Here is a 25,129-nt window from a genome sequence, read left to right as displayed (position 1 = left end):
CCTAAGGGACACCGCGCGATGTTGAACGGCAAAACCGCCCTGATCACGGGCTCCACCAGTGGCATCGGCCTGGGCCTGGCCCTGAGCCTGGCTCGCCAAGGCGCCAATGTGATGCTCAATGGCTTTGGCGATGTTGAGGCCGCCCGCGCCCAGTTCGAGGGTTTGGAGATCGAGGTGGATTACCACGGCGCCGACATGTCCCGTCCGGACGAGGTGGCGGACCTGGTGCAGGCCACCGAGGCCCGGTTTGGCGCTTGCGACATCCTGGTCAACAACGCCGGCATTCAGCACGTCGCGCCGATTCAAGACTTTCCGCCCGAACGTTGGGACGCCATCCTGGCCATCAATCTGTCCAGCGCCTTTCACAGCATCCGCGCCGCCTTGCCCGGCATGCTGGCCCAAGGCTGGGGCCGCATCATCAATGTGGCCTCGGTGCATGGGCAGGTGGCCTCGGTCAACAAGAGTGCCTACGTGGCCGCCAAGCACGGCCTGATCGGGCTGACCAAGGCCGTGGCCCTGGAAACCGCCACCACCGGCGTGACCTGCAACGCCATCTGCCCGGGCTGGGTGCTGACCCCCCTGGTGCAGCGCCAGGTCGATGCCCGCGCACTCGCCGACGGGGTGGACAACGCCGAAGCCAGCCGCCGCCTGTTGGCCGAGAAGCAACCCTCACTCGCCTTCACCACCCCAGAGGAACTGGGAGCCCTGGCGCAGTTTCTGTGCAGCCCGGCGGCCGGCAATGTGCGTGGCCAGGCCTGGGGCATGGACGGCGGCTGGACCGCCCAGTGATACGGCACCGGGCTTGTGTGCATTGGTAACCGAGCCCTGAGCTCAGAGCCCTGGAGCGGCCGAATTTGTAACAACGCCCTGCCAAGGGCAGGACAATCGTTACCGGCCCCGGACTTTCAGGGGCAGCTGGAGTGAACCGATGTCCCACGCCCCGAACACCCGCCCCCAACGGATTGCCGTCGTCGACGACGATGCTCGAATCCGCGACCTGCTGCGCCGCTACCTGAGCCAGGAAGGCTTTGAGGTGCTGCCCGCCGAAGACGGCCAGGCGCTGGCGCGCCTGATGTCGCGCGAGAACCTGGATCTGATCGTGCTGGACCTGATGATGCCCGGCGAAGACGGCCTCTCCATCTGTCGTCGCCTGCGCGCCCAGGGCAATCGCACGCCGATCGTGATGCTGACTGCCAAGGGCGAGGACGTGGATCGCATCGTCGGCCTGGAGGTCGGCGCCGACGACTACTTGGGCAAGCCCTTCAACCCACGCGAACTGCTGGCCCGCATCAATGCCGTGCTACGCCGTGCCCCGGCGCCGGAGATGCCCGGCGCGCCCTCGGGCACCGCCGAACGCGTGATGTTCGGCCCCTATGAGTTCGACCTCGGTCTGCGCCGCCTGAGCAAGGAAGGGGTGGAGCAGCCGCTCACCACCGGCGAGTTCGCCATGCTCAAGGCCCTGGTGCGCCACCCGCGCCAGCCCCTCAGCCGCGACAAGCTGGCCCAGCTGACCCGTGGCCGCGATTTCGAACCCTTTGACCGCAGCCTGGATGTGCAGATCTCGCGTCTGCGCAAGATGATCGAGCCCGATCCGGCCAAGCCGCGCTACATCCAGACCGTCTGGGGTCTGGGCTATGTGTTTGTGCCCGATGACGCGCCAGCGGCCTGAAGACCTACACGGCTGACTGAATGCTGCGTCGCCTGCTCGGGTTCAACCTCTTTTGGCGCACCTTTGCCTGGTTGGCCCTGTTGCTGGCCGGCACAGGCGTGGCTTGGCAGGTGGCGTTTCGCGCCCTGGAGTCGGAACCACGCGCGCTGCAGGCCGCCCAGCAATTGGGGGACATGGTGGTGCTGGCGCGCACCGCGCTCAGCCAGGTCGAGCCCATCCAGCGACTGGTTCTGATCAAGTCCTTGGGCCGCGACGCCAGCATCCGCGTGCAAGTGGCCGAACTGCGCGACGACTGGCGCACCTATGACCAAGACCCCTTCGCCCGCCAGGTGGCCCTGGCCCTGCAGCAACGCCTGGGGCAAGACACCTTCGTGGCCCGCAGCGTCAACGGTCAGGGCGGCCTGTGGGTGCGCTTTATGGCCGGCCGCGACGCCTTCTGGCTGCGCGCCGAAGAGCCTCAAGCGCATCTGGGGATCTCAAAAGCCTGGTGGTTGCTGATCGTTCTGGCCGGCACCCTGCTGGGCTCGGCCCTGATCGCCGGCCTGATCAACCGCCCCCTGCGCGCGCTGTCCATCGCCACCCACCGCATCAAAGAGGGCGAGTACGACTCGCGCCTGGACGAGCACACCCTGACCAACGAGATCCGCGAGGTCAACCGCGGCTTCAACCGCATGGCGCGGGTGCTGGCCAAGCTGGAACAGGACCGTGCCGTGATGATGGCCGGCATCTCGCACGACTTGCGCACCCCCCTGGCCCGCCTGCGCCTCGAGGCCGAGATGAGCGTACACGACGAAGAAGCCCGCAACGCCATGGCGCAGGACATCGACCAGCTCGATGCCGTGATCGGCAAATTCATGGACTACGCCCGCCCGGGCGAACTGCAGACGCAGAGCCTGAGCCTGATCGAGGCAGTGGAGCGCGAGGCCGCCAGCTTTCGCGACCCCTCGCAGATTCGCTTTCGCATCCGCGTTTTGCCCAGCCTCAAGGTCAAAGGCGACCCCACCGAGCTCTCGCGCGTGCTGCAAAACCTGTTTGAGAACGCGCGCCGCTACGGCCACCAAAAGGATCAACCGGCACGCGTGGACGTGATGGCCACGGCCAAGGGCGACGAGGTCATCCTGACCGTGCGCGACCATGGCCCGGGCGTCTCACCCGCCATCCTGAGCGAGCTGACCAAACCCTTCTTCCGCGGCAACACCGCGCGCACGGCGGCCAGCGGCTCGGGACTGGGCCTGGCGATCGTCGAAAAATCCCTGGCGCGCATGGGCGCCACGCTAGAGATCCTGAACGCTGAAAGTGGCGGATTGGTGAGCCGACTGCGGCTGCTGCGCGCTGAATAGAGAACGGTCTCTCCCGCCTCGCTCCGCCGCGCAGCGGGGCAGCGGAGAATTCGCGCATGGCAAAACCTGTTCCCCGTCTCAGCCCCGAAGACATCCAGCGCGTGGTCGCCGCCGCCTGGGTCGACCCGCCTCCCTATGACCGTATCCGCCTCGACTACGGCGTCGGCCCAGGAGCGCTGCAGCAACTGATGCGGCGCGAACTGACCCCCTCCGCCTTCAAGCTTTGGCAGGCCCGCGACAAGAAAACCAAGCGTCCCACGGTGCGCTCGACCTTCCCCTTCGGTCGCTGAACCCTGGGTTTCGCCCGCGGGGCTGACCGATGGATTGCGGCACCCTGAGAGAATGCGCGCCCATGAGCACGCCCACCCACCCCAGCACCCCTCTCACCTACGATCAGGCCGGCGTCAATTACGACCTGATCGACCCCCTCAAGGTCAGCGCCCAGCGCGCCGCCGCCAGCACCGCCAGCCAGCTCACCGGCCACGGTTTCAGCGAGGTTAAGGCCTCGCGCGGCGAGTCGGCCTATGTGGTGGATGTGGGGCCGTTCTATCTGGCCTCGATCGTCGAATGCCTGGGCACCAAGACCCTGGTGGCCGATGAAATGGCACGCCTGACGGGCCAGAGCTTCTATGGCGCCATCGCCCAGGACACCATCGCCATGGCGGTGAACGACCTGATCACCGTGGGCGCCACGCCCCTGGTGGTTCAGGCCTATTGGGCGGCCGGCGGCTCCGACTGGTTCGGCAATGCCCAGCGCGCCCAGGCCCTGGTGGCCGGCTGGAAGGCCGCCTGCGAGACCTGCGGCGTGGCCTGGGGCGGCGGCGAAACCCCGGCCCTGGCCGGTATCGTCGAGAACGACCGCATCGATCTGGCGGCGTCGTGCACCGGCATCGTCAACCCCAAGAGTCGCCTGTCGGTGGGTGATCAGCTGGCCCCGGGCGACGCCATCGTGCTGCTGGCCGCCAGCGGCATCCACGCCAACGGCCTGAGCCTGGCACGCAAGCTGGCCGAGCGGCTGGAGAACGGCTATCTGACCGAGATTGCCGATGGGCTGAGCTATGGCGCGGCGCTGCTGGCGCCCACGCCGCTGTACTCGCCCGTTACCGAGGCGCTCTACAAGAGCGGCCTGACGGTGCACTACAGCGCCAACATCACCGGCCACGGCTGGCGCAAGCTGCTGCGCCATCCCGGCGAGCTGACCTACCGCATCCACACCGTGCCGCCGGTGCCCGAGGTGCTGCGCTTCATGCAGAAGCACTGCCATCTGGACGACCGCGAGGCCTATTCCACGCTGAACATGGGCGCGGGCTTCGCGCTCTTCGTGCCGCCCGAGCAGGCCGCCGAGGTGGTGCGCGTGGCCCAGGGCTGCGGCGTGCAGGCCTGGCATGCCGGTCAGGTCGAAGCCGGGGCCAAACGCCTGCTGATCGAGCCGCTGGGCATCGAGTTCTCGGACGCCGATCTGCAACTGCGTTGAACGCCTCCGCCGCTCACCCGCCCTTGCTGCGCATCGGCGAGTGGACGGTCGACGTCAGCGCCAACCGCCTCTGGCGTGAGGGCCAGCCCCCTCAGGCCCTGCGCCACAAGGCCATGGCCCTGCTGGCGCTGCTGGCCGAGACTCCAGGCCAGGTGGTCACGCGCGAGACCCTGGAGGCGCGGCTGTGGGATGGCAATGAGTTCGTCGCCCCGCAAGCCATCAACAACGCCATCTGGGCCATCCGCCAGGCGCTGGGCGACGACCCCGAGCAGCCGCGCTACCTCGAAACCATCCCGAAGAAGGGCTACCGGCTGATCGCGCCGGTGCAGGTGCTTGAGGCGCCGGCTGCGGCGCCGGCCCGGGACGCCGAATCGGTGGCCCCTGCTTCAAAGGCCGCCGGTCGGCCCCGCCGCGTTGTGTTGGGCTGGGTGCTGAGCCTGGGACTGGGCTTGGGTCTGATCACGCTGGTCGCCTTGTTCGTGTGGATGGCGCAGCGAAAACCCGCCGCGCCACCGCCCGCCCCGCCGGCCCTGCCCGCCGCCCAGAGTCTGACGCAGTACCCGGGTGTGGAATTTCTGGGCGCGCTCTCGCCCGATGGCCGGCAACTGGCCTTTGCCTGGTGGCAAGGCCAAGGCGACGCCGAGCTCTATGTGCGTGACGCTGCAGACCGCAGCGCCACTCCGCGCGCCGTGGGCGGCGCGCAAGGCGATGTGACGGCACTGGCCTGGTCGGCCGATGGGCGGCGCATCGCCTACCTGGCCCGGCGCGGCCGCCAATCCTGCCGGCTCTGGGTGGTGGACTTGCACAGCGGACAGCGCCAAGACTTGGCGGCATGCGCCCCGCTCTTCACCCCGGCCCTGGCTTGGTCGGACGATGGCCGTTGGCTGGTCTTTGCGGGCGCGTCTGAGCCCGGGCTGTACGCCATGCCGGCCGAAGGCGGCCCACCGCAGCGCCTGACCCAGGCCCCCAACAGCGCACAGGGGGACCATCAACCGGCTTGGTCTCCCGACGGGCAGCGCCTGGCCTTTGTGCGCCAAGACCCGCAGGACGGCAGCCGAGATCTGTATGAACTGAGTTGGCGCGACGGTCGGGCCGTGGGTGAACCCAGGCGCCTGACCCGACTGCAAATGGACAGCCTTCATGGCCTGAGCTTTGCCGCCAATGGCCAGGACCTGATCCTCTCCACCACCCGCCAGGGCCAGCGCACCCTGCTGCGCTGGCAGCGTGCGGACGGCAGCCTGCGGCCCCTGGGTCTGGACGGGAGTGCGCCGCAGCGCAGCCGCGACGGGCGGCTGGTGCATGCACTGATGCGCGCCCATGTGAGCCTGGGCGAATTGCCCCTGGACCGAGAAGGCCGTGCCCCGCTGCGCCTGGAGCAGGCGCTGGCCTCCCGGCGTTTGCCAGCCTTTCATGTCGGGCGCCAGTTGCTGGCCTTTGTGGCGCGTGACGGCGACCATGCCCAGCTGTGGCTGCGCTCGGCGGACGGCGCTCTGCGCGAGGCCCTGCGGCTGGAAGGCCAAATCGGCCGGCCAGTCTGGTCGCCCGAGGGCCGGCATCTGGCCTTTGTGGGCAGTTGCGGCAGCCAGCGTGCGCTGGCGTTGTGCCTGATGGACACCCAGGCCAAGGCCTTGCGCACGCTGTGGCAGGGCGAGGCGCAACTGGGCACGCCGGGCTGGTCCCCCGATGGGCGCAGCCTGGCTTTTCTGAGGTCTCGCGGCGGCGGGCCCTGGCAGCCCTGGCGCCTGCAACTGAACGCCGATCTGCAGCCCGCTGACATGCGCCCGGTCGACGCAGCGCCCGCCGGCCTGCCCGGCGGCCGCCTGGCCTGGAATGCGCGCGGGCTGCACTACCTGGACGCACGGGGTCAAAACCTGCAGGTCTGGCCCCTACCAAGCGGCCAACAAGCCGGCACACCGACCGTCTGGCCACTGACCCAGTCCGGGCAAACCCTGCTCCACTGGGAACTGCACCCGCAGGGCGTTTTGACCCTGACACGCGGAACCGATGAGCGCTTCGATCTCTGGACCCGCCCTGGCGCTCCGCCACAGCTCAAGAGCCATCACCCCCTGGGCAGTTTCCCCGAGTTCGCCAGCTTCAGCCTGAGCCCACAGGGGGCTTGGGTGGAGCAAAACGACGCCGCCCATGGCGACCTGATGGTCAGCCCAAGCCCTTGATTCATAAGCAGAAATATTTTTTGGATCAGAACTGTAGGCCGTCTTGATGGGCGATCTGGCGGCAAAGTCCGCCAATGGTGGCGCACCAATCGGGTGCGCCATTCCGGAGGGGCTGAAGCCCCTTCCTCAGCCCCTCATGAAAAACCAATCTGGCGCGATGTTGCTGGCTTCTCTCACCCTGTTGGCCGCTTGTGGCGGTGGCGGTGACTCCGTCGCGGAAACCCCGGCACCCACGCCAACCCCCACCCCAACACCAGCCCCCGCCGGCTGGACCCGTCTGGCCGATCTGCCCGAGGGCCTGGCCAAGTTCGGCGTGGCCGCGGTGAGCACGGGCACGGGCACCCAGTTGGTCGCCGCTGGTGGCTACGACACCCGCAACACCAGCTTCCTCTACGACCTGGCCACCAACACCTGGCGCGCCGGGCCGGCCATGCCGCGCGGCAGCGACAACCTGGCGGTGCTCGGCGTGGCCGGCAAAGCCTATGCCCTGGGCGGCGAGGCCAGCAACGCCTTCCAGATCTATGACGCCACCAGCAACAGTTGGAGCAGTGGCACGGCCTTGCCGGAGCGTCGTTTCGCGGCCGCAGCGGCCGAACTCGGCGGCCGCCTGCACCTGATGGGCGGCTGGAACCTGAACAACAGCGCCAGCGCCTCGGTGGCCACGCACGCAGCCTACGACCTGACGTCCCAGACCTGGACCAGCCTGGCGCCCCTGCCCAGCGCCCGCAACGCGGCAGCCGCTGCGGCGGTCGATGGCCGTCTGTGCGTGGCTGGCGGGCGTTCGCCCGGCATCCGTGCCACCGACCAGCAGCCCCTCAACCTGCTGGACTGCTACAGCCCGGCCAGCAACAGCTGGAGCGCCGAGAGCCCCATGCCCACCGCCCGCGGCAGTCTGGCCGCCGCCACCCTGGGCGGCCAGCTCTACACCTTCGGCGGCGAAACGGCCGCGCGCACGGTCAGCAACGCGGTGGAGCGCTGGGACCCCAGCACCCGCAGCTGGCAGAGCCTGCCCGCCATGCCCTTTGCCGCCCACGGGCTGGCGGCCGTGGCCAGTGGCGATTCCATCTATGTGATGGGCGGCTTCACCGGCGCCTCGGACGCCGTGGGCACCGAGTCCAAGCAGGTCTGGCGCTTCAAGCCGCAGTGAGCCTCCAAGGGGCCTATGCGGTCTGCGCATAGAATGCGCGTCGACGGGCCCCCTCGCATGGGAGCGCGCCCAATCGGGTCAGGTGGGGAACCAAGCAGCCCTTAGCGTTGCAACCAGTGCCGAGGTAAGGCTCGTCACCCATTCAAGAAGCGGCTGCCAGTGGCAGCCGTTTTTCTTTGGTGCCAGGGGGGGTCTGCAAAACCCCCTGCGCCCTCGCCAAGACTTTTCGGGATGAGGGCCAAGGCGCGAGCCGCCGCTCAGGCTGGTGGCCTGAGCAAGGATCGCAACACCGGCCATCGCCCGAAAAGTCTTTGGCCCGAAGGGTTTGCGAGATAACCGGCCGTCTCGGTCGTTGGCGCGCTCGGCTGTCGGACAGCCAGTCCGACCTTCGCGCGCCGTCTACGATCCGGCCGGTTCTCTCGCAAACGCGGGCTGCACGGGGTTTTGCAGACCCTCCCTAGACTGCCGGCCCATGCACATCCTGCTGATCGAAGACGACCTCGACCTGGGTCAGGCCCTTTTGAGCGCGTTGCGCCTGGAGTCCTTCAGCGTGCAATGGCTGCGCCGCGCGGCCGATGCACCGCCGCTTCTGGATGATCCGGCCTGCAGCGCGATGCTGCTGGATCTGGGCCTGCCCGACGGCAGCGGGCTGGACCTGCTGCGCCGTTGGCGCGCCGCGCAGAGCCGCACCCCCATCCTTTTGATCACCGCGCGCGGCGCGCTGGACGAGCGGCTCGACGGGCTGGATGCCGGGGCCGATGACTACCTGGTCAAACCCTTCGAGATCCCCGAACTGCTGGCCCGCCTGCGCGCGGTGCTGCGGCGCACGGCGGCCCAAGCTGGGGAGGCCTGGCAGTTCGGCGCTTTGACGGTGTTGCCGCGCCGCATGCAGGCGCAGTTGAGCGGCCAGCTTCTCGACCTGACACCGCGCGAATTCCAACTGCTGCTGGCCCTGGCCGAAGGCGGTGGCGAGGTGGTGGACAAGGCCACGTTGGCGCAGCGCCTAGAACCCCTGGGCGAGGCGCTGGACACCGGGGCGCTGCAGGTGCACCTGAGCAATCTGCGCCGCAAGATCGGGCCCGAGCGGGTGGGCACCTTGCGTGGCGTGGGTTACTGGTTGGAGTCGATATGAAACCCAGCCTTGGCCGCCGCCTGATCGGCGCGCTGCTGGTGGCCTATGCCCTGGTTGCGGTGCTCTTGGTGGCCTGGAATTTCTGGACCGCGCGGGCGCAATTGACCGAGCAGTCGGTGGCCCACCACTTGGGCCGGCTGATGGTGGCGAGCCTGGAAGGGGTCCAGGATGAAAACAGCGCCCGCGCCGTGGTGCAGGGCTTTGCCCGCGAGCTCCGGCGCCTGCGCGAGGAAAGTGGCTATGCCTTCGGCACGGCGGGCATCCGCCTGTCCGATGCGCAGGGGCGCCCGCTCTGGTCCAACCTGTCCAACCTGACGCCGCTTGCCGTCCAGCCCGCCCTGGGCCTGAGTCGTGTGGAGATTGGCCCGCACCGCTACACCGCGCTGAATGCGACCGCGGGCCGCTGGCAGGTGCTGGTGCTGGATCAACAGGTGCCCGATGCCGTCTTGCTGCAGTGGGTCCTGGAGCAGATCCTGGTCTCGCTGCTGATTGCCCTGCCGGTGTTGCTGCTCACACTCTGGCTGGCGGTGCGCACGGGCCTGGGCCCGCTGCGCCGCTTCACGGCGCGCATTGCGGCGCTGGATACCCGCCGCGAGCTGGCAGCATTGAACCTGGACCTGCGCTACGCGGAGCTGCAACCCTTGGGCGCGGCCTTTGACGCCCTGCTGGCGCGGCTGCGCGAACAGCTGGCGCGCGAGCGCGCTTTTGTGCACGACGCCGCGCACGAGTTGCGCACGCCGCTGGCGGCCCTGGGTGCGCAGGCCCATGTGCTGCTGCACAGCGGCGATGAGGCCGGTCGCGCCCAGGCTGCCCAGGCCCTGCAAAGTGGCCTGGCGCGCACCGCCCACCTCTCTCAACAGCTGTTGGACATGGCCCGTCTGGATCAGGAGCGGCCGGCGCAGCCCGAAGCCCTGGACCTGGCCGAATTGGCGGCTCAAGCCCTGCGGCAAGCGCACCGCGAGGCGCGCGCACGCGGCGTCGAGCTGGCCCTTCAGGGCCCGCCAGAGCTGAAGAACCTGCCCTGGCACGGCGAGCGCCAGGCCCTGCAAAGCCTGCTGCACAACCTGCTGGACAACGCGATTCGCTATGGCGCCCGCCAGGTCGAGCTGCAAATCGGTCTGCACCATGACGGGCACCTCAAAGGCCGCCCCTGGCTGGCGGTGGCCGACGACGGCCCCGGCGTCGCGCCCGAGCATCGCGAGGCCATGTTCGAGCGCTTCTGGCGCGGTCCGCAGGCCCAGCAGACCGAAGCCTCGGGCAGCGGCCTGGGCCTGTCCATCGTGCGTCAGGCCCTGCAGCGCCTGGGGGCGCAGCTACAGCTGGGGACCGGACTGGCGGGGCGAGGCCTCCGCTTCCAGATCGATCTTTGAGGAGGGTCTGCAAAACCCCGTGCAGCCCGCGTTTGCGAGAGAACCGGCCGGATCGTAGAGCGAGGTCGGACACAAACAGTCCAGCGGACTGTTTGTGCCTACCCGAGCGCCGGCGCTTTTGCGCGCCGGCGGCGCGCGAAGGTCGGACTCTCTGACCGACTGCCGAGCGCGCCAACGACCGAGACGGCCGGTTATCTCGCAAGCCCTTGCGGGCCAAAGACTTTTCGGGCGATGGCCGGCGTTGCAAGCCTTGCTCAGGCCACCAGCCTGAGCGGCGGCTCGCGCCTTGGCCCTCATCCCGAAAAGTCTTGGCGCGGGCGCAGGGGGTTTTGCAGACCCTCCTTTAGAGATTCTTAAGGGTCGGATTTCAAGAATGCGGGCCTTCCTGACCCGTCTTGACTTCCATCCATGCCTGCCGACCTCTCCCTGCCCCGCCGCGCCCTGTTCACCCTCTCCTTGCTGGCTTTGCTAAGCGCCTGCGGCGGCGGCGTGGACACCCAGCGCGATGAGATTCGCGACCCGCAGCTACTGACCGAAACCCAGGCCGCCCGCACCGAGGCCGAAACAGCGGTGCGCACCGGGCTGGTGGGCGCGGTGTTCGCCACGCAGGCCGAGTCCGCCGCCAAGCTCTATCTGGGCACCGCCGGCCTGCGCAAGCCCCAGGGCGCTGCGATGCAAGGTGACGAGGCCTTCCACCTGGCCTCGATGAGCAAATCGATGACCGCTGCGCTGGCCGCCCATTGGGTGGAAAAGGGCCGCCTGCGCTGGGACAGCAAGCCCGCCGAACTGCTGCCCGAGCTGGCCACCGGCATGCATCCCGCCTATGCCCAGATCACCCTGGCCCAGTTGCTGAACCACCGCGCCGGCCTGGTGGCGCTGGACGGTGCGGCCGATATCGCGGCATTTGCCCAATTCCTGGCGACGCAAACTGAGCCCTTGCCGCAGACTGAAGCGGGCCGCCGCCGCGTTCTGGCGCGCTGGACCCTGAGCCTGCCGCCGGCCGGCCAACCCGGCCAGGACTTCGTCTATTCGAACGCCGGCTACACCCTGGTCGGCGCGATGCTGGAAGCCGCCACCGGGCAAGACTTCGAGACCCTGATGCGCCAATTTCTGGCGCCCATGAACCTGCATCCGCTGTGGCAGCCGGCCTCTAGCACCGTTCAGGGGCATGAAGGGGAGCACCCCAGCCGCCTGCAACCCTTCAGCGGCTTTGGGGCCGAGATGCAACCCTGGGTGGACGCGATCAAGCCCTCCGGCGATGTCTGGCTCACGCCCGCCGAGTACGGCCTGTGGCTGGCCGAACACCAACGCGCCCTGCAGGGCAAGGCCCACGCCCTGCCCGCCTTCTATGTGCAGACCTTGCGCACGCTGCGCTTCAGCGACTACGCGCTGGGCTGGCAGGGCGGCGCCTTGAACGGCCGGCCCTATCTGGTCCATGCCGGCGCCGCGAGCGGCTTCATGGGGGCGGTCATCCTGCGCCAGGATGGCCAGCGCGCCCACTTCGCGCTGACCAATACCTTCGGCACCGATGCGGCGACGCCCGACTGGGTCACCCGGGCGCTGAACGATGGCCTGATTCGTCTGGCGAGCCGGTAAGCGGCGGGGGCTCCGTGTTTCTCCTGAGATGGGGAGCCGTCATGCGGCAGGCACCCCATCCGTCATGGTCCCAGGCGAACCCACAATCCCGTGGCCGCCGCCAACCGAGACGGACCATGCACACCTATCTGCTGCTCTTGCACGAAACCCCGGCGGACTACGCCGAACTCAGCCCGGCCCAGATGCAAGACATCGTGCGGCGCCATCAGGCCTGGGCCCAGTCTCTGGCCGAACGCGGCCTGCTGGCCGGCGGTGAAAAACTCAGCGACGACGGTGGCCGCCAGTTGCGGCGCCAGGGCACGCAGGTGCTGGTCAGCGATGGCCCCTACGCCGAGGCCCATGACGTGATCGGCGGCTTCTACCTGATCAAGGCCGAGAACGACGCCCAGGCCGAGACCCTGGCGCGCGAGTGCCCGCATCTGGAAGGCCGGCAGTGGATCGAGATGCGCCGCATCGACGTGCTCTGAGCGATCTGCTGCTGCAGCGCCGGCGCTTGCTGGCCCTGCTGCTGCGCGGCCTGGGGCTGGACCGCCTGGAGTTGGCCGAGGAGGCCCTCCAGGCCGCCTGTCTCAAGGCCCTAGAGCACTGGGCCCGCGATGGCCTGCCCGCTCAACCGGCGGCCTGGCTCTACCGGGTGGCGCAACGGCATTTGATCGACGAACTGCGACTCACCCGCCGGCTGCAGCCGGTGGAGGAGGCATCCGTCCTCGACACCCTCGGCCCCCCCGTCCTCAGCACCGAGCGCCTGCAGGGCGAACTACTGGACGAGGAGCTGGCCCTGCTGTTTGGCGCCTGCCACCCTGCATTGCCCTTGGCCACCCAGGTCCTGCTGGCCCTGCGGGCCCTGGCTGGGCTGACACTGGAGCAGCTGGCGCCGCTGTTCTTCAGCACCCCGGCCGCCCTGGCCCAACGGCTTGCACGGGCCCGCGAGACGCTGGCAGCGCAAGCCCCGCTTCGCATTCCCGCCGGCGCCGAACTGCCGGAACGAATTGAGGCCGTCCTTCATGTGCTGGCGCTGATGTTTCATCAAGGCCAGCAGGCAGCAGGGCGCAGCGGACTGGCGGACGATCTACCTCCGCGTGAGCTGGCCCTGCAGCCCTGTTGGGAGGCCATCCGCCTGGCCCGCGCGCTGTGCGCCCATGCGGCCACGGCGGCGCCCGAGAGCGATGCCCTGGCAGCCCTGTTGTTGCTGCATGGGGCCCGCCTGAGCGGGCGTGTGGACGCGAACGGCGACTTCGTGCCCCTGGCCGGCCAAGCGCGCGAGCGCTGGGACGCCGGCCTGATCGCGCGCGGCATGGCCCATCTGCAAGCCTCGCAGCGCGGTGAGCGCCTGAGCCGTTGGCATCTGCTGGCGGGCATTGCCGCCGAGCACGCCCGGGCGCCCAACTACGCACGCACCGATTGGCCCGCCATCGTGCGCTACTACAGCCTGCTGCGCACCCTGGACCCGAGCGCCGCGCCGCAACTGGGACACGCCATCGCCCTGGCCGAAGCCGGCAATCCGGAACAAGCCCTACAAGAACTGCAAAGCCTGCTGCCGCAGCTGCCCGCGGCACTGCGTGCCCATGGCCTGGCCGCCTGCGCCCGCGCCCATCTGCGGGCCGGGCGAGTGGCCGCTGCCCAGGCCTGGCTGGCCCAGGCCGTGGCGGCAGCCCCGCAAGCAGCCGACGCCCGCATGCTGGAGCGGGCCTGGGCTGAGGCCTCGTCCGCCGCAGCAACACCGCGCTGAAGCGTCAGGCCGGGCCTCGGGCCCCGCCCATCAGGACGGGTGCGCTACCCCTGCAAGCCACAACTCGCGCAACTGCGCTGCGCTGGCATAGCCCGCATGCAGGGGCTGCGCCGCATGCACCCCATGCTGGCGCAGCAGGGTCGGGAAGCTGTTCACGTGCAGAGATCGAGCCCGCTCAAAGTCCTCCCGCGTGCGTCGGGCCAAGGGGGGGCTCTGCAGGGCCTGCAGCGCGCTCGCCGCGTCCAAGTTCACACCCTGCTCGGCCAGGGCCTGGGACAGCAATTCGGCCAAGACCTCCGGTGCAGTGGTGTCCAGGCCCTGCTCGTAGAAACCGCGCTGCAGCGCGTGAAAAACCGCCAGCTGGCGCGCGCCCTGGCCTGGCAGTTGCTCGCGCGCCAGCACCACCGCCCGGCTGATGGGCTCGGTGCTGTAACGCATGCCCTCGCGCAGCGCCTTCGGGTTGAAGGGCAACCCGCTCAGGGCCTGCACACGCCGCCAATGGCCGAGGCGAAAGGCGATGCCCTCGGCCGTCAGGAGCTCGCCGGGGTCAGGGCGCAGGCCCCCCAGCACCAAGTCCAGTTCGATTTCGGGCGCTTGCGCCAGGAAGGCCTGCAGGGACGGTGCAAACCCATAGCACCAGCTGCACATCGGGTCGGCCACCAGGATCAGGCGCTCAAGCCCGGCCTGCATCGTCGAGTTCATAGTGAAACACCTTGGAAAGAATCCACCAGCGCCCGTCCAAGCGGCACAGGCTGAGCAGATCGTGGTAATGCTTGCCGCCCATGCGGCAGCGCAGTTCGGCCAGGGCCGTGCCAGGCCCGATCAGGCTCAGGCGCAGCAACTCATCATCGCGAGGCTCACCGCGCCGGGCAGGGGGATCGCGCTGCGCCACCACCGCGAAATAGCTCGGCATGTCCCAGATCAGGGCCGGCTCGGGCACCGCCGTGGCGTACAGCGCCCGCGGGTGCAACACCTCACTCAGCAGGCCCACATCGCAGTGGTAGAGGCCATCGAGATAGCGCCGCAGCAGCGCGCGGATCTCCTGCTCAGCGGGGCCGGCCTCGTTCATGTCGCCTCCCGCTGGCTGGCGGCGCGGGCGCGCCGCGCCGTCACCGTCTCGCCGGCCACGCCCCAGTTGTCGGTATCCACTTCGTCGATGACGACAAAGGTGGTGGCCGGGTCCTTGTCCAGCACCTCCACCAGCAGGCGGGTGGTGCCCTCGATGAGGGCTCGCTTCTGCGCCGCGCTCACCCCTTCGCGCGTCACCTGGATCAACACATAGGGCATGGCCAGACCCCCTTACTGCAGCAGGCCTTCGGCCTGCAGGGCGGCGCGCACGGCAGGACGCTGCGCCACCCGGGTGCGGAAGTTCAACAGGCCGGCAAAGGGCTGCAGGTCCACATCCACATACTGAGCCCAGCCCAAGACCACGAAGAGATAGGCATCCGCTGCGGTGAAGGCCTCGCCGGTGAGGAAGCGCCGCCCTTGCATCTGGCCATCCAGCCAGGCCAGCTTCTTGTTCAACACAGCACGCAGGGTGGTCTTGGCCTTGGCGTCGAGCTCGGGGTTGAACAGCGGCGTGAAGGACTTGTGCAGCTCGGTGCTGATGTAGTTCTGCCATTCCTGCACGCGGTAACGCGCCAGGCTGCCGGGTTCGGGCATCAAGTCCCTCGCGCCCTTGCGATCCGCGATGTACTGCGCAATCACCGGCCCCTCGCTCAGGCGCTGGCCGTCCTCCAGCTCCAACAAGGGCACCTGGCCCTTGGGATTGATGCCGAAGTAGTCGGCGCCACTGGCGGTGCGGTGGGTCTGGGTGTCCACCTTGATCAGTTCAAAGTCCTGCCCGGTTTCGCGCAACACGATGTGCGAGGCCAGGGAACAGGCGGCGGGTGAGTAATACAACTTCATGAGGCTCCTCCTTGAGCGATGACAGAAGGCCTTCATGCTATTGACTGCTTTTAAATCAATAAACTAGCCAGCCATTGAATCATTTATTCCGTAATTTCATCAATGAGCCGTGACTACGACGATCCCCGCCTGGGTGCCATCGAGCTGTTCTGCCTCACCGCGCAGCAGCAGAGCTTTTCCGGCGCGGCGCGCAGCGCGGGTTTGACCCCGGCCGCAGTGAGCCGGGCCGTGGCCCGTCTGGAAGAACGCCTGGGCGTTCGCCTGCTGCAGCGCACCACCCGCTCAGTGCGCCTGACGCCGGCGGGGCAAGGCTATTTCGAGCAGGTCAGTCAGGCCCTGGGCCTGCTGGCCGAGGCCGAGGCCGAACTCAGCGGCGCGCAGACCGAGGCCCGGGGCCTGGTGCGGCTGAGCCTTCCGACCTCCTACGGTCATTTCCGCGTACTGCCGACGTTGCCGGAGTTCCGGCGCCGATTCCCGCAGATTGAACTGGAGCTGCATCTGAGCAACCGCAATGTGGACCTGATCGACGAAGGCTTCGATCTGGCCGTGCGCGGGCGCACACCCCCCGACTCCGGCCTGGTGGCGCGCCGCCTGGAAGACGCCGAGCTGGTGGTGGTGGCGGCGCCGCAGTACCTGAGGGGGCGATCAGTCCCTGTGCGTCCCGAGGACCTGGGCGAGCACGAATGCATTCAGTTCCGCCTGCCCCGCAGCGGCCAGACGGTGGCCTGGGCCTTTCATTCCGAAGCCGGCAGCACCTTGGAGTGGCCAACCCAGGGCGCGCTGCGCGTCAGCGATGACATCCTGGCCCCCATCACCTTGGCCTTGTCCGGCGCGGGCCTCGCCCAGACCTATCGCTTCCTGGTGCAGCGCCAGCTGGAGAGCGGTGAGTTGGTGGAGTTGCTCAAACCCTTTGGTGGCTGCAGCCGCCCCTTTTCGCTGCTCTACCCGGCCAATCGGCACCTGCCGCTGCGCGTGCGGGTGCTGATGGACTATCTGATCGCCGAACTAGGGCCTGTTCACACTAATGAAGGCCAGCACGTGGCCATCCAGAAAGGGCGCCAACGCGGCGCGAAGTGAAGCTGAGGCTCACGCCTGGCAGGCCGCGCAGGGCCGAAGACCCTGCTCTTTGTGAGGCAGCTCGGGCCCTCAGGGCCCAAGCTGTCCACACAAAGCCCCTGCGAGCTTCGCAACAAAGTGGGCGCCCTTGTCGGGTGGCAACCCGAAGGGAAAGGGCCTAAGCCGCCCGACGAAATCAGCCGCCGGACTGCCGAAAGGCCATCACCGCCTGGTTGCGCAGGGTGCGCAGCAGCGAGAGTTCTTTCTCGTCGAGCTGGATAGCGCCTGGCTTGGCGGCATCGGCATAGATCAGTGCAAAGGGTGCCCCTTTGAGCGACAGCGGCAGGATCAGGAAGCTGCCCGACTGGAATCCGCTGCGCCACCAAGCCGGCAGGCGCTGCGCGATATTGGGCTGGGTGGCGTCGCTGATCAGGGTGTCCACCCCCTTCAGGCACACCGCCGCGAAGAGATCGGGGGCCTGCCCAGGCGCGGGCTTGAGCGCCACCTTGAACTGCGGCGCCAGGGTCTCGGCGCCCTCGCCCATGCCGAAGCGCCCCACCAGGCACTCGCTGCGCGCCTCGCGCAGCGCAAACAACACGCGGCGCAGGCCCAGCGAGCGGTAGATGGTCTCCAGGATCATGCGCAGCACCGCCCCCAGGTCGTTGGCCTCGACCATGGCGTCGGTGATGTCCTGGATGCCGGCGGCGAGTTGCTGGGCGGCCTGCTCGCGGGCGCGGGTGGGCAGTTCGCTATCCAGCACGGTGGCCTGCATCACCAGGGTATCGAGCTCATCGCCCGCGGGCTCGCTGGCCACCGTGATCAGGCGCTGCGCGGGCGACTGCCGATCCACCCGCAACTCCATGGCCTCGGCCAAGTGGGCGAGCTTGCTCTTGGCGGTTTCGCAGGCGTTGGCAAAGGCCTCGCCGCCCACACGCAAGGCCTTGGCATAGCGGTCGCCCAATTGCCGCAGGCGCGCTGCGCTGAGCTCGGGCTCACTGGCCAGCACCACATCGGCGGCGTCATTGGCGGCACGCGCCACCCAGCGCTGACGGTCCACTGGCTGCTCGACAGCGCGCGCCGGTGCCTCGCCACTGGGGCGACGCATCACGCTGGTCAGTCCCTCGGGCAGGCCCCAGCGCTTGGCCACGGCCACGCCCAACTCCTCGTAGCTGATGCCCAGCGCGCGGGCCGAAGCGGTGGCCTCGCTGACCGGAGCCTGCGTGCCCTGGGCCTCGCGCACCTGGCGCCGCACCTGGCTGGCTTCTTCCGGGAAGTAGAACTCGGTGAGCAGCCGACCCAGGTTCTGGAACAGCGCGGCCAGAAACAGCTCCTCGCCCTCGCGACTGTTGCCGCTGAGCTCACGCGCCAGACTGCCGGCCAACAGGCCGCGCAGGAACTCGGTCTTGAGCTGGGCCGCGTGAGCCCGGTCCTGCATGCGCTCCAGCAGCACCAGCGAAAGCGCCAGATTGCGCACGCCCCCAAAACCGATCAGCGCCACCGCACGCGACACCGTGCTGATGCTGCCGCCCCCGGCATGGCGAAATTGCACGGTATTGACCAGGCGCAGCAGCTTCTTGGTCAGCGCCACGTCCTTGAGGATTTCGCTGGACAGGGCCGCCAGGCTCTCGTTCTCGGACTGGGTGAGCTTTTGGATGCGCTCGATGGAGGCCGACAGACCGGGGAAGTCGGCCTTGGCGCGCATGCGGCGCAGCAAAAATTCCAGCGCCGCCGCCCCACCTTCGACAGGCCCGTCCGCCTCCTGGCCCTGGGGGCCGTGCAACCACTGCGTCAGCGCGTCGCGCAGAGCGGCGGCACTCTCCCAGCGCTTGACCGGGTCGCGGCTCAGGCCGCGTTGCAGCACCCCCAAGAGCGCATCGTCGATGTCGGGGCTGGACATCGGCGGCGGCTCCAAGTCTTCGTGGAGCACGCGCTGCAAGGCCCGCATCGGGTCGCGCTCCTGGATCAAGCGGCTGCCGCTGAGCAACTCGGTCAGCATCACGGCGGCCGCAAAGACATCCATGCGCGGCTGCGGCGCCTCGCCGCGCGCGGCCTCGGGCGAGATATAGCCCGGCGTGCCGACGATGCGGGCCTCACTGCGGTCGGTGGCGCGACCGGCGATGCCGAAGTCGGTGACGCGCGGGCGCTGCTGCGCGTCAATCAATACATTGCCGGGCTTGAGATCGCGATGCACCACGCCGGCCGCATGCGCATAGGCCAGGGCATCCAGCACCTGCACCATCAACTCCACCGCCGCCCGCGGCGGCATGGCGCCTTGGCCGTAGAACTGCGCCAGGGTGCCGCCGCGCACCAACTCGAACACCAGGGCCGGTTGGCCATCAATGCGGTCGGCCTCGAACACCGGCACGATGCCAGGGTGGTTGAGCCGGCTGACCGCCCGCCCCTCGCGCAACCATTCGTCCACCGCGTCGGGCGTGGCATCGGGGTTCAGCACCTTGAGCGCCACCTCGCGGTCAAGGCGCGGATCGTGCGCCAGCCACACCGTGGCCTGCGCCCCCGTGCCCAGGCGGCGAATCAGCTTGAAGCGACCGAGTTCAGTGGCCATTGGCGTACCAGTGGGCGGCAGGGAAGTCGTGGGCGCCAGGCCGCCCCATGCCCATGAGCACCCCCTTGTGGGTTGGCGAGCGAAGGGCGACTGGGGAGGGCATCTTCAAGCCAGAGTGTGCTGCACGGCCGCCTGCGCGGACTCGGGGAACAACGCCAATTGAACTTCACGTGCGCCAATCCCAAGCGCCCGGCCATAGCGGCGCGTCACGCCCTCGATGCGTTGGCGGCGCCGCCGCAAATCGGTCTCGGCCAGGCAATCCACCAACTCATTGGCCAAGGCGCAGGTCAGACGCAGGGTCTCGATATCGCCCTGCGCATGGTGGACGGGCTGGTCGACCTCGGGGCGCCGCGCCATCTTCTGCAACTCATCGCCCAGGCCCCAGTGGCGCAGGGCGGCTGCACCCAGGTCGTCGAGCTCGCAGCCCAGCACCGCAAAGGCCGCCAAGCGCTCGCTCATGGGCTGTGGATGGGGGTTGTCCTCGCTGGGCTCTGGTGGCTGCTGCAAGCGCTCGATCTGCTCGGCCTCATCGGGCAGGTGGTACTGCAGCAGCAGGCGCCCAAGGTTTTGCGCCAGCGCGGCCAAGCGCAGGATCTCACCGTCGTAGCCGGCCGGCGCCAGGGCACGCGCCACCTCGGCCGCTTTGTGCGCTCGCGCCAATGCCAGGCGCAGATTGACCACCCGCTCGGCCGCCAACACGCCGGGCCAAGGCTTGAGCGCCTGTGCAGCCTGCGCCAACTCGTCCAGACCGACCATGGCGATGGCACGAGCCACATTCAGCACCGCCGGCTGCTGCGCCCCACCCTCGCGGCGGCGCGCCAGGTTCACCCGGCGCAGCAACTCCAGGCTGAGTGCTAGATCTTGAAGCACCAAGCCCGCCAACTCGTCGCCATGGCGGCGCTCCAGCCCGCCGGCCACCACGGTCTTGACCGCCTCGGGGCGGGTGATCGGCAGGCCGCCAAAGCGCTTCAGCTTGTCCAGCAGCTGGGCCACCATGCCGCCTTCGGGGTTCTGGATGTGCTCGCGCCAACCCTCCAGCGCCCGCGCAAAAGCACGCGCCTGCAAATAGCGCTGCGCCGGCTGGCTGGCGGTGGCGCGGTTGACGATGGCCCGCAGCGCGTCGTCCACCGGATGCGCCTGCTCCCAGCCCAGGCGCACGATGTCGCGTCCATGGGGTGCGTAAGGGGCCAAGCGTTGCAGCACCTCGCGGGTATCGGTGCATTCCAGCGGCGCCCGCCCGCCCAGCAGGCGGTTGAGCAGCAGGCCCAGACAGAGCACATCCTCCAGGCACTCGTTCTGGCGCAACTGGCGCGCCTTGGCATCCGCCTGCCAGGCCGCCCCATGCAGGCCAATGCCCAACAGATGCGCCTGTCCGCCCTCCGCCAAGAGCAGCAAGAAGGGCTGCACGTCGCCATGCGACAGACCGGCGTCATGGGCCGCCGCCAGGCCCTCGAGCGCGCGCGCCATCCACTGCGCGCAATCCGGCGGTGCGGGCTGGCGATGGCGGGCCAACCACTCGCCCAGCGTCATCCCCAGGCGGCGTGGGTAGGCGATATAGGGCCAGGGGTCGGTGAGGCCGATCTCGACCGGCGCCGCCAAACCGGGATGTTCAATGCGCGAGGCCTGCCGCGCCGCCTGCAGCCAGGCCTGCGGATCGGCGGGGCGCTGGCGCGGAATGGCCAACAGCAAATCCTGCCGGTTGCGGCTGTCCACCACCTGCCAAAGCATGCTGCGCTCGCTCTTGCCCAGCAAGGCCTTGAGCTCGAAGGGCCCCAGCATCTTGGGGGGCGGACTGGGGCGGTTTTCCGTCGACATCAAGCGCCATTAAACCCGGTCGCCAAGGCGAAGCTTCTCCGGAGAAGCGCCTATCCACTGCTGCAGTCACAGTCGCAGACAAGAATCGGTCAGTTCGTCGGCCCGACGGTGTCGATCAAGTGCCACCGCAGAACCGGCTTTGCCGGGCTGCTGGTGGCGTCCCCTTGAGGGGGAGGCGTCGAAGACGCTTCGGGGGTGGGTCAACCCTGCATCTGCTGCCAGACCTTTTCCAGACGCTTGATCGACACCGGCTGCGGCGTGCGCAGCTCCTGGGCAAACAGGCCCACGCGCAGCTCCTCGAGCTGCCAGCGGAACTCGTCCAGGCGGGGATCCGGGCTGCCCCGGCGCTCGGCCACGCGGCGCTGCCAGCGCTGCTCCAGCGGCCGCAGCTCGGCCAAGAGCTTGGCGTCGCGTGCCGCGTCCTGACGCCACTTGTCCAGCCGCAGCTGGATGCCCTTCAGGTAGCGCGGCAGGTGCTGCAGCTGGGCCCAGGGGGTCTGACGCAGGAAGTGTTTGGGCAGCAGGCGGTCAAGCTGGGCTTGGATGTCCTCGGCCAGCTCTTTGGGTGCACGGGCGTCCTTGAGCTTGCGGGCGGCGGCCTGGTGCTCGGTCAGCACCAGGCCGGCCTGGCGCAGCACCTCCTGGGCGATCAGCACCAGGCGCGGGCGGCCCTCGGCCATGCGGGCCTGAAAGGCCGCCGCCGTGCTGGGCAGGGGCTCGCCGCCGAAGGCCCGCTCCAGGGCCGTGTGCAGCACCTGGGCGCGCAATTCTTCGAGTGTGCCCAGGGCCATATAGGCCACGCCCAGGCGCTGCAGGTCGGGGCCGAGGTTTTTCTCCAGGCCCTTGAGCGGCTCCTTGAGCTGCAGCGCAAAGAGGCGCAGCAGGCCCTGACGATGCTGGGCCTGCGCGGCCTCGGGCTCGTCAAAGACCTCGATCTCGACATGCGCCCCCTTGTCGATCAAGGCCGGGAAACCGATCAGGCTCTGCCCTCCCTTGCTCACCTCCAGCAACTCGGGCAGCTCGCCAAAGCTCCAGTCGGTGTAGGTCTTGGCGGCCTCCAGCGCAGGGGCTGCGGCCGCGGGTTTGGGCGCGGCCTTGGCGTTCTCGGCGGCTTTGCGGGCGTCAGAGGCAGCGGGGGCGAGCTTCAGCGCCGCCAAAGCCTGGAAGCTGGAGCGCGCCAGGCCGCCGAACTCGGCCTTAAGCGCGGCCAGATTGCGCCCCATGCCGAGCTGGCGACCATGTTCGTCCACCACGCGCAGGTTCATGAACAAATGCGGGCTCAGCAGTTCCAACTTGAAGTCCGCACGCGTCAGCGGCAGGCCGGTCTTGGTCTTGACCGCCGCCAGCAGGGTGTCGATCAGCGAGCCTTCGCCAAAGGGCGTGGCGGCCAGCCATTCGCTCACAAAGCTGGGCACCGGCGCCAGGCGGGCGCGCGGCTTTTGCGGCAGGCTCTTGATCAGGGCCAGCACCTTGGCCTCCACCAGGCCGGGCACCAGCCATTCGCAGGCCGCTTCACCCACGGGGTTCAGCGCAAACACCGGCACCGTGACGGTCAGGCCGTCGCGGGCGTCGCCGGGCTCGTGCAGGTAGTCGCAGCGGCAGTCCACGCCGCCCAGCCGCAGCATCTTGGGGAAGGCGTCCGAGGTGATGCCGGCGGCCTCGTGGCGCATCAGCTCTTCGCGGCTGAAATGCAGCAGCCTGGGGTTTCCCTTGCTGGCCTGACGCCACCACTTCTCCAGCGTGGCGGTGGAGCAGACCTCGGGCGGGATCTGGGCGTCGTAGAAGGCCTCGATCAGGCTGTCGTCCACCAGCACGTCCTGGCGGCGGCTCTTGTGCTCGAGCTTCTCGACCTCAGCAATGCGCTTGGCGTTGTGGGCCAAGAAAGGCAGCTGCGAATCGATCTCGCCGCCGACCAGCGCCTCGCGAATGAAGATCTCGCGCGCCTTGGCCGGGTCGATGCGGCCGAAGTTCACGCGCCGGCCCTGGTAGAGCGTCAGGCCGTAGAGCAGGCCGCGCTCCAGCGCCACCACCTCGCCGGCCTTCTTTTCCCAATGCGGCTCGCTCAAATGGGTCTTGAGCAAATGGCCGCATTGCGCCAGCACCCATTGCGGGTCGATATTGGCCAGGCCCCGTCCCCAGAGTCGGCTGGTCTCCACCAACTCGGCGGCCAGCACCCAGCGCCCGGGCTTCTTGCTCAGGTGCGCACCGGGCCAGGGCCAGAACTTGATGCTGCGTGCGCCCAGGTAAGCCCCGGACGACTCCTCCAGCTCGCTCTTCAGGCCGATATTGCCCAGCAGGCCGGCCAGCAGCGCGCGGTGCAACTGCTCATAGGTGGGTTCGCTGCCGTTCAGGCGCCAGCCCTGCTCGGCCACCACGGTGTGCAGCTGCTGGTGAATGTCGCGCCACTCGCGCACGCGGCGCGGGTTGATGAAGTGCTCGCGCAACTTCGCCTCGTATTTGCGATGGCTGAGCTTGTGTTCCCCCTCACCGCCCCGAGCGGTCTCCAGCCACTTCCAGAGTTTGAGCAAGCCACTGAACTCGCTCTTCTCGTCATCAAAGGGCTTGTGCTTGGCGTCGGCCGCCTGCTGCTGCTCGGGCGGACGATCGCGCACGTCCTGGCTGCTGAGGCTGGCGGCGATCACCAGCATCTCGTTCAGGCAATCGCCCTCGCGCGCGGCCAGCAGCATGCGGCCCACGCGCGGGTCCAGCGGCAGTTTGGCCAGCTGGCGGCCGATGTCGGTCAGCTCGTTGGCCTCGTCCACCGCGCCCAGCTCCGCCAACAGCTGGTAGCCATCGGCAATCGCCTTGCCTGGGGGCGCTTCCAGAAAAGGAAAGTCCTCCACCGCGCCGAGCCTGAGGCTCTTCATGCGCAGGATCACCCCGGCCAGCGAGCTACGCAGGATTTCGGGGTCGGTGAAGCGGCTGCGCTGCGCGAAGTCGGCCTCGTCATAGAGGCGCACGCAAATGCCATTGCTCACCCGGCCGCAGCGGCCGGCGCGCTGGTTGGCGGCGGCCTGGCTGATGGCCTCGATCTGCAGCTGCTCGACCTTGTTGCGGTAGCTGTAGCGCTTGACGCGCGCGGTGCCGGCGTCCACCACATAGCGGATGCCGGGCACGGTGAGCGAGGTCTCGGCCACATTGGTGGCCAACACGATGCGCGGCGCGCCATGGGGCTGGAAGATCTTGTCCTGGTCCTGTTGCGAGAGGCGCGCGAACAGCGGCAGCACCTCCACCCCGGGCGGGTGATGCGCGCGCAGGCTCTCGGCCACCTCGCGGATCTCGCGCTCGCCCGGCAGGAAGACCAGGCAGTCGCCGCCGCCGCTGCGCCAGAGCTCATCGACGGCGTCGCGAATCGCATCGGGCAGGCCGTAGTCCTTCTTTTCCTCGAAGGGGCGCCAGCGCTGCTCGACCGGGAACAGGCGCCCGGACACCTGGATCACCGGCGCCGGGCCGTTCTTCGACTCGAAATGCCGCGCAAAGCGCTCGGCATCGATGGTGGCCGAGGTGACGACGATCTTCAGATCGGGGCGGCGCGGCAGGATCTGCTTCAGATAGCCGAGCAGGAAATCGATGTTGAGGCTGCGCTCATGGGCCTCGTCAATGATCAGGGTGTCGTAGCGCTTGAGCAGCGGGTCGGTCTGGGTCTCGGCCAGCAGGATGCCGTCCGTCATCAGCTTGACCGAGGCGCCGGCCTCCAGCCGGTCGTTGAAGCGAATCTTGTAGCCCACCACCTGGCCCAGCGGCGAGTTCAGCTCCTCGGCGATGCGTTTGGCCACGCTGGTGGCGGCCAGGCGGCGCGGCTGGGTGTGGCCGATCAGGCCGCCGCCATTGGCCTTGCCCCGGCCCAAGGCCAGCGCGATCTTGGGCAGTTGGGTGGTCTTGCCCGAGCCCGTCTCGCCGCAAACGATGACGACCTGATGCGCGGACAGCGCAGCGGCGATCTCCTCGCGCCGTGCGCTGACGGGCAGGGACTCTGGGAAAGTGATGGGCGGGAGCGGCTTGCGCTCAATGGAAACAGCCGGCGGGTTGCGCCGGCTGTTCGGTTGGGCTTCATTCATGGCAGGCGCATTGTCCCGCGAGTCGGGAGCCACCCTTCCCGCCACAGCACCGCGCCGCGCGGACTCTCTAGCATCCCAGCGCCCCAGTGACAGCAACG

General features: G+C 68.8%; 20 protein-coding genes and 1 other RNA gene. 14 read left to right on the top strand and 7 right to left on the bottom strand.

Going from position 1 to position 25,129, the window contains the following annotated elements:
• Positions 1 to 18 precede the first annotated feature (18 nt).
• From FF090_RS07995 to FF090_RS07935, 13 genes are all read left to right on the top strand, one after another.
• Entirely contained in the window at positions 19 to 789 is a 771-nt protein-coding gene (locus tag FF090_RS07995; protein WP_138856223.1) for a 3-hydroxybutyrate dehydrogenase, read from the top strand.
• A gap of 139 nt (positions 790 to 928) precedes the next feature.
• Positions 929 to 1,669, top strand: a complete 741-nt coding sequence (ompR, locus tag FF090_RS07990; RefSeq protein WP_138856222.1) for an osmolarity response regulator transcription factor OmpR — start codon at positions 929 to 931, stop codon at positions 1,667 to 1,669.
• Between the two features lie 20 nt (positions 1,670 to 1,689).
• A complete protein-coding gene (locus tag FF090_RS07985; protein WP_138856221.1) occupies positions 1,690 to 3,009 on the top strand; it encodes an ATP-binding protein in 1,320 nt (439 codons plus the stop codon).
• 56 nt (positions 3,010 to 3,065) lie between these two features.
• Positions 3,066 to 3,299, top strand: coding sequence for a DUF2805 domain-containing protein (locus FF090_RS07980; RefSeq protein WP_138856220.1), 234 nt, complete (start codon positions 3,066 to 3,068; stop codon positions 3,297 to 3,299).
• A 62-nt stretch (positions 3,300 to 3,361) separates the two neighbouring features.
• Positions 3,362 to 4,483 (top strand): AIR synthase related protein, encoded by a 1,122-nt coding sequence (locus FF090_RS07975; RefSeq protein ID WP_138856219.1) that lies wholly within the window; start codon positions 3,362 to 3,364, stop codon positions 4,481 to 4,483.
• A complete protein-coding gene (locus tag FF090_RS07970) occupies positions 4,480 to 6,657 on the top strand; it encodes a winged helix-turn-helix domain-containing protein (protein ID WP_138856218.1) in 2,178 nt (725 codons plus the stop codon). The genes FF090_RS07975 and FF090_RS07970 overlap by 4 nt, the downstream gene beginning before the upstream one ends.
• A gap of 136 nt (positions 6,658 to 6,793) precedes the next feature.
• Positions 6,794 to 7,804, top strand: coding sequence for a Kelch repeat-containing protein (locus tag FF090_RS07965; protein ID WP_175423577.1), 1,011 nt, complete (start codon positions 6,794 to 6,796; stop codon positions 7,802 to 7,804).
• A 42-nt stretch (positions 7,805 to 7,846) separates the two neighbouring features.
• Positions 7,847 to 7,943, top strand: an RNA gene (ffs, locus tag FF090_RS07960) — signal recognition particle sRNA small type.
• Between the two features lie 333 nt (positions 7,944 to 8,276).
• Positions 8,277 to 8,936 carry a response regulator gene (locus FF090_RS07955; protein ID WP_138856217.1) on the top strand — a complete coding sequence of 220 codons (660 nt, stop codon included), beginning with the start codon at positions 8,277 to 8,279 and terminating at the stop codon, positions 8,934 to 8,936.
• Positions 8,933 to 10,306 (top strand): sensor histidine kinase, encoded by a 1,374-nt coding sequence (locus FF090_RS07950; protein ID WP_138856216.1) that lies wholly within the window; start codon positions 8,933 to 8,935, stop codon positions 10,304 to 10,306. Before FF090_RS07955 ends, FF090_RS07950 begins: the two co-directional genes overlap by 4 nt.
• A gap of 408 nt (positions 10,307 to 10,714) precedes the next feature.
• Positions 10,715 to 11,902: a serine hydrolase domain-containing protein gene (locus FF090_RS07945; protein ID WP_138856215.1), complete on the top strand. Its 1,188-nt coding sequence runs from the start codon at positions 10,715 to 10,717 to the stop codon at positions 11,900 to 11,902.
• Between the two features lie 116 nt (positions 11,903 to 12,018).
• Positions 12,019 to 12,369, top strand: coding sequence for a YciI family protein (locus FF090_RS07940; protein ID WP_138856214.1), 351 nt, complete (start codon positions 12,019 to 12,021; stop codon positions 12,367 to 12,369).
• Positions 12,336 to 13,631 (top strand): DUF6596 domain-containing protein, encoded by a 1,296-nt coding sequence (locus FF090_RS07935; protein WP_175423576.1) that lies wholly within the window; start codon positions 12,336 to 12,338, stop codon positions 13,629 to 13,631. The genes FF090_RS07940 and FF090_RS07935 overlap by 34 nt, the downstream gene beginning before the upstream one ends.
• Positions 13,632 to 13,661: 30 nt before the next feature.
• Here the strand turns inward: FF090_RS07935 and FF090_RS07930 are convergent, their stop codons facing one another.
• From FF090_RS07930 to gstA, 4 genes are read right to left on the bottom strand one after another with little or no spacing between them, the layout of a single operon-like run.
• A complete protein-coding gene (locus tag FF090_RS07930; RefSeq protein ID WP_138856212.1) occupies positions 13,662 to 14,333 on the bottom strand; it encodes a DsbA family protein in 672 nt (223 codons plus the stop codon).
• Positions 14,305 to 14,700: a nuclear transport factor 2 family protein gene (locus FF090_RS07925; protein WP_138856211.1), complete on the bottom strand. Its 396-nt coding sequence runs from the start codon at positions 14,698 to 14,700 to the stop codon at positions 14,305 to 14,307. Before FF090_RS07925 ends, FF090_RS07930 begins: the two co-directional genes overlap by 29 nt.
• Positions 14,697 to 14,918, bottom strand: a complete 222-nt coding sequence (locus FF090_RS07920; RefSeq protein ID WP_138856210.1) for a tautomerase family protein — start codon at positions 14,916 to 14,918, stop codon at positions 14,697 to 14,699. Before FF090_RS07920 ends, FF090_RS07925 begins: the two co-directional genes overlap by 4 nt.
• A 12-nt stretch (positions 14,919 to 14,930) precedes the next feature.
• Positions 14,931 to 15,539 carry a glutathione transferase GstA gene (gstA, locus tag FF090_RS07915; protein ID WP_138856209.1) on the bottom strand — a complete coding sequence of 203 codons (609 nt, stop codon included), beginning with the start codon at positions 15,537 to 15,539 and terminating at the stop codon, positions 14,931 to 14,933.
• Positions 15,540 to 15,641: 102 nt separating this feature from the next.
• Between gstA and FF090_RS07910 the strand changes: the two genes are divergently transcribed.
• Positions 15,642 to 16,616: a LysR family transcriptional regulator gene (locus tag FF090_RS07910; protein ID WP_138856208.1), complete on the top strand. Its 975-nt coding sequence runs from the start codon at positions 15,642 to 15,644 to the stop codon at positions 16,614 to 16,616.
• Positions 16,617 to 16,791: 175 nt separating this feature from the next.
• Here the strand turns inward: FF090_RS07910 and FF090_RS07905 are convergent, their stop codons facing one another.
• The 3 genes from FF090_RS07905 to hrpA form a co-directional block, all read right to left on the bottom strand.
• Positions 16,792 to 19,158: a serine/threonine protein kinase gene (locus tag FF090_RS07905; protein WP_138856207.1), complete on the bottom strand. Its 2,367-nt coding sequence runs from the start codon at positions 19,156 to 19,158 to the stop codon at positions 16,792 to 16,794.
• Between the two features lie 105 nt (positions 19,159 to 19,263).
• On the bottom strand, positions 19,264 to 20,973 hold the full coding sequence (locus FF090_RS07900; protein ID WP_138856206.1) for an HDOD domain-containing protein: 1,710 nt from the start codon (positions 20,971 to 20,973) through the stop codon (positions 19,264 to 19,266).
• A gap of 200 nt (positions 20,974 to 21,173) precedes the next feature.
• Entirely contained in the window at positions 21,174 to 25,076 is a 3,903-nt protein-coding gene (hrpA, locus tag FF090_RS07895; RefSeq protein ID WP_259372627.1) for an ATP-dependent RNA helicase HrpA, read from the bottom strand.
• Positions 25,077 to 25,129: the final 53 nt, after the last annotated feature.

The organism is Inhella inkyongensis, from assembly GCF_005952805.1.
GTDB classification, from domain to species: domain Bacteria; phylum Pseudomonadota; class Gammaproteobacteria; order Burkholderiales; family Burkholderiaceae_C; genus Inhella; species Inhella inkyongensis.
The sequence above is the reverse complement of the archived record's forward strand: the minus strand, read 5'-3'. Positions and strand labels throughout refer to the sequence as shown.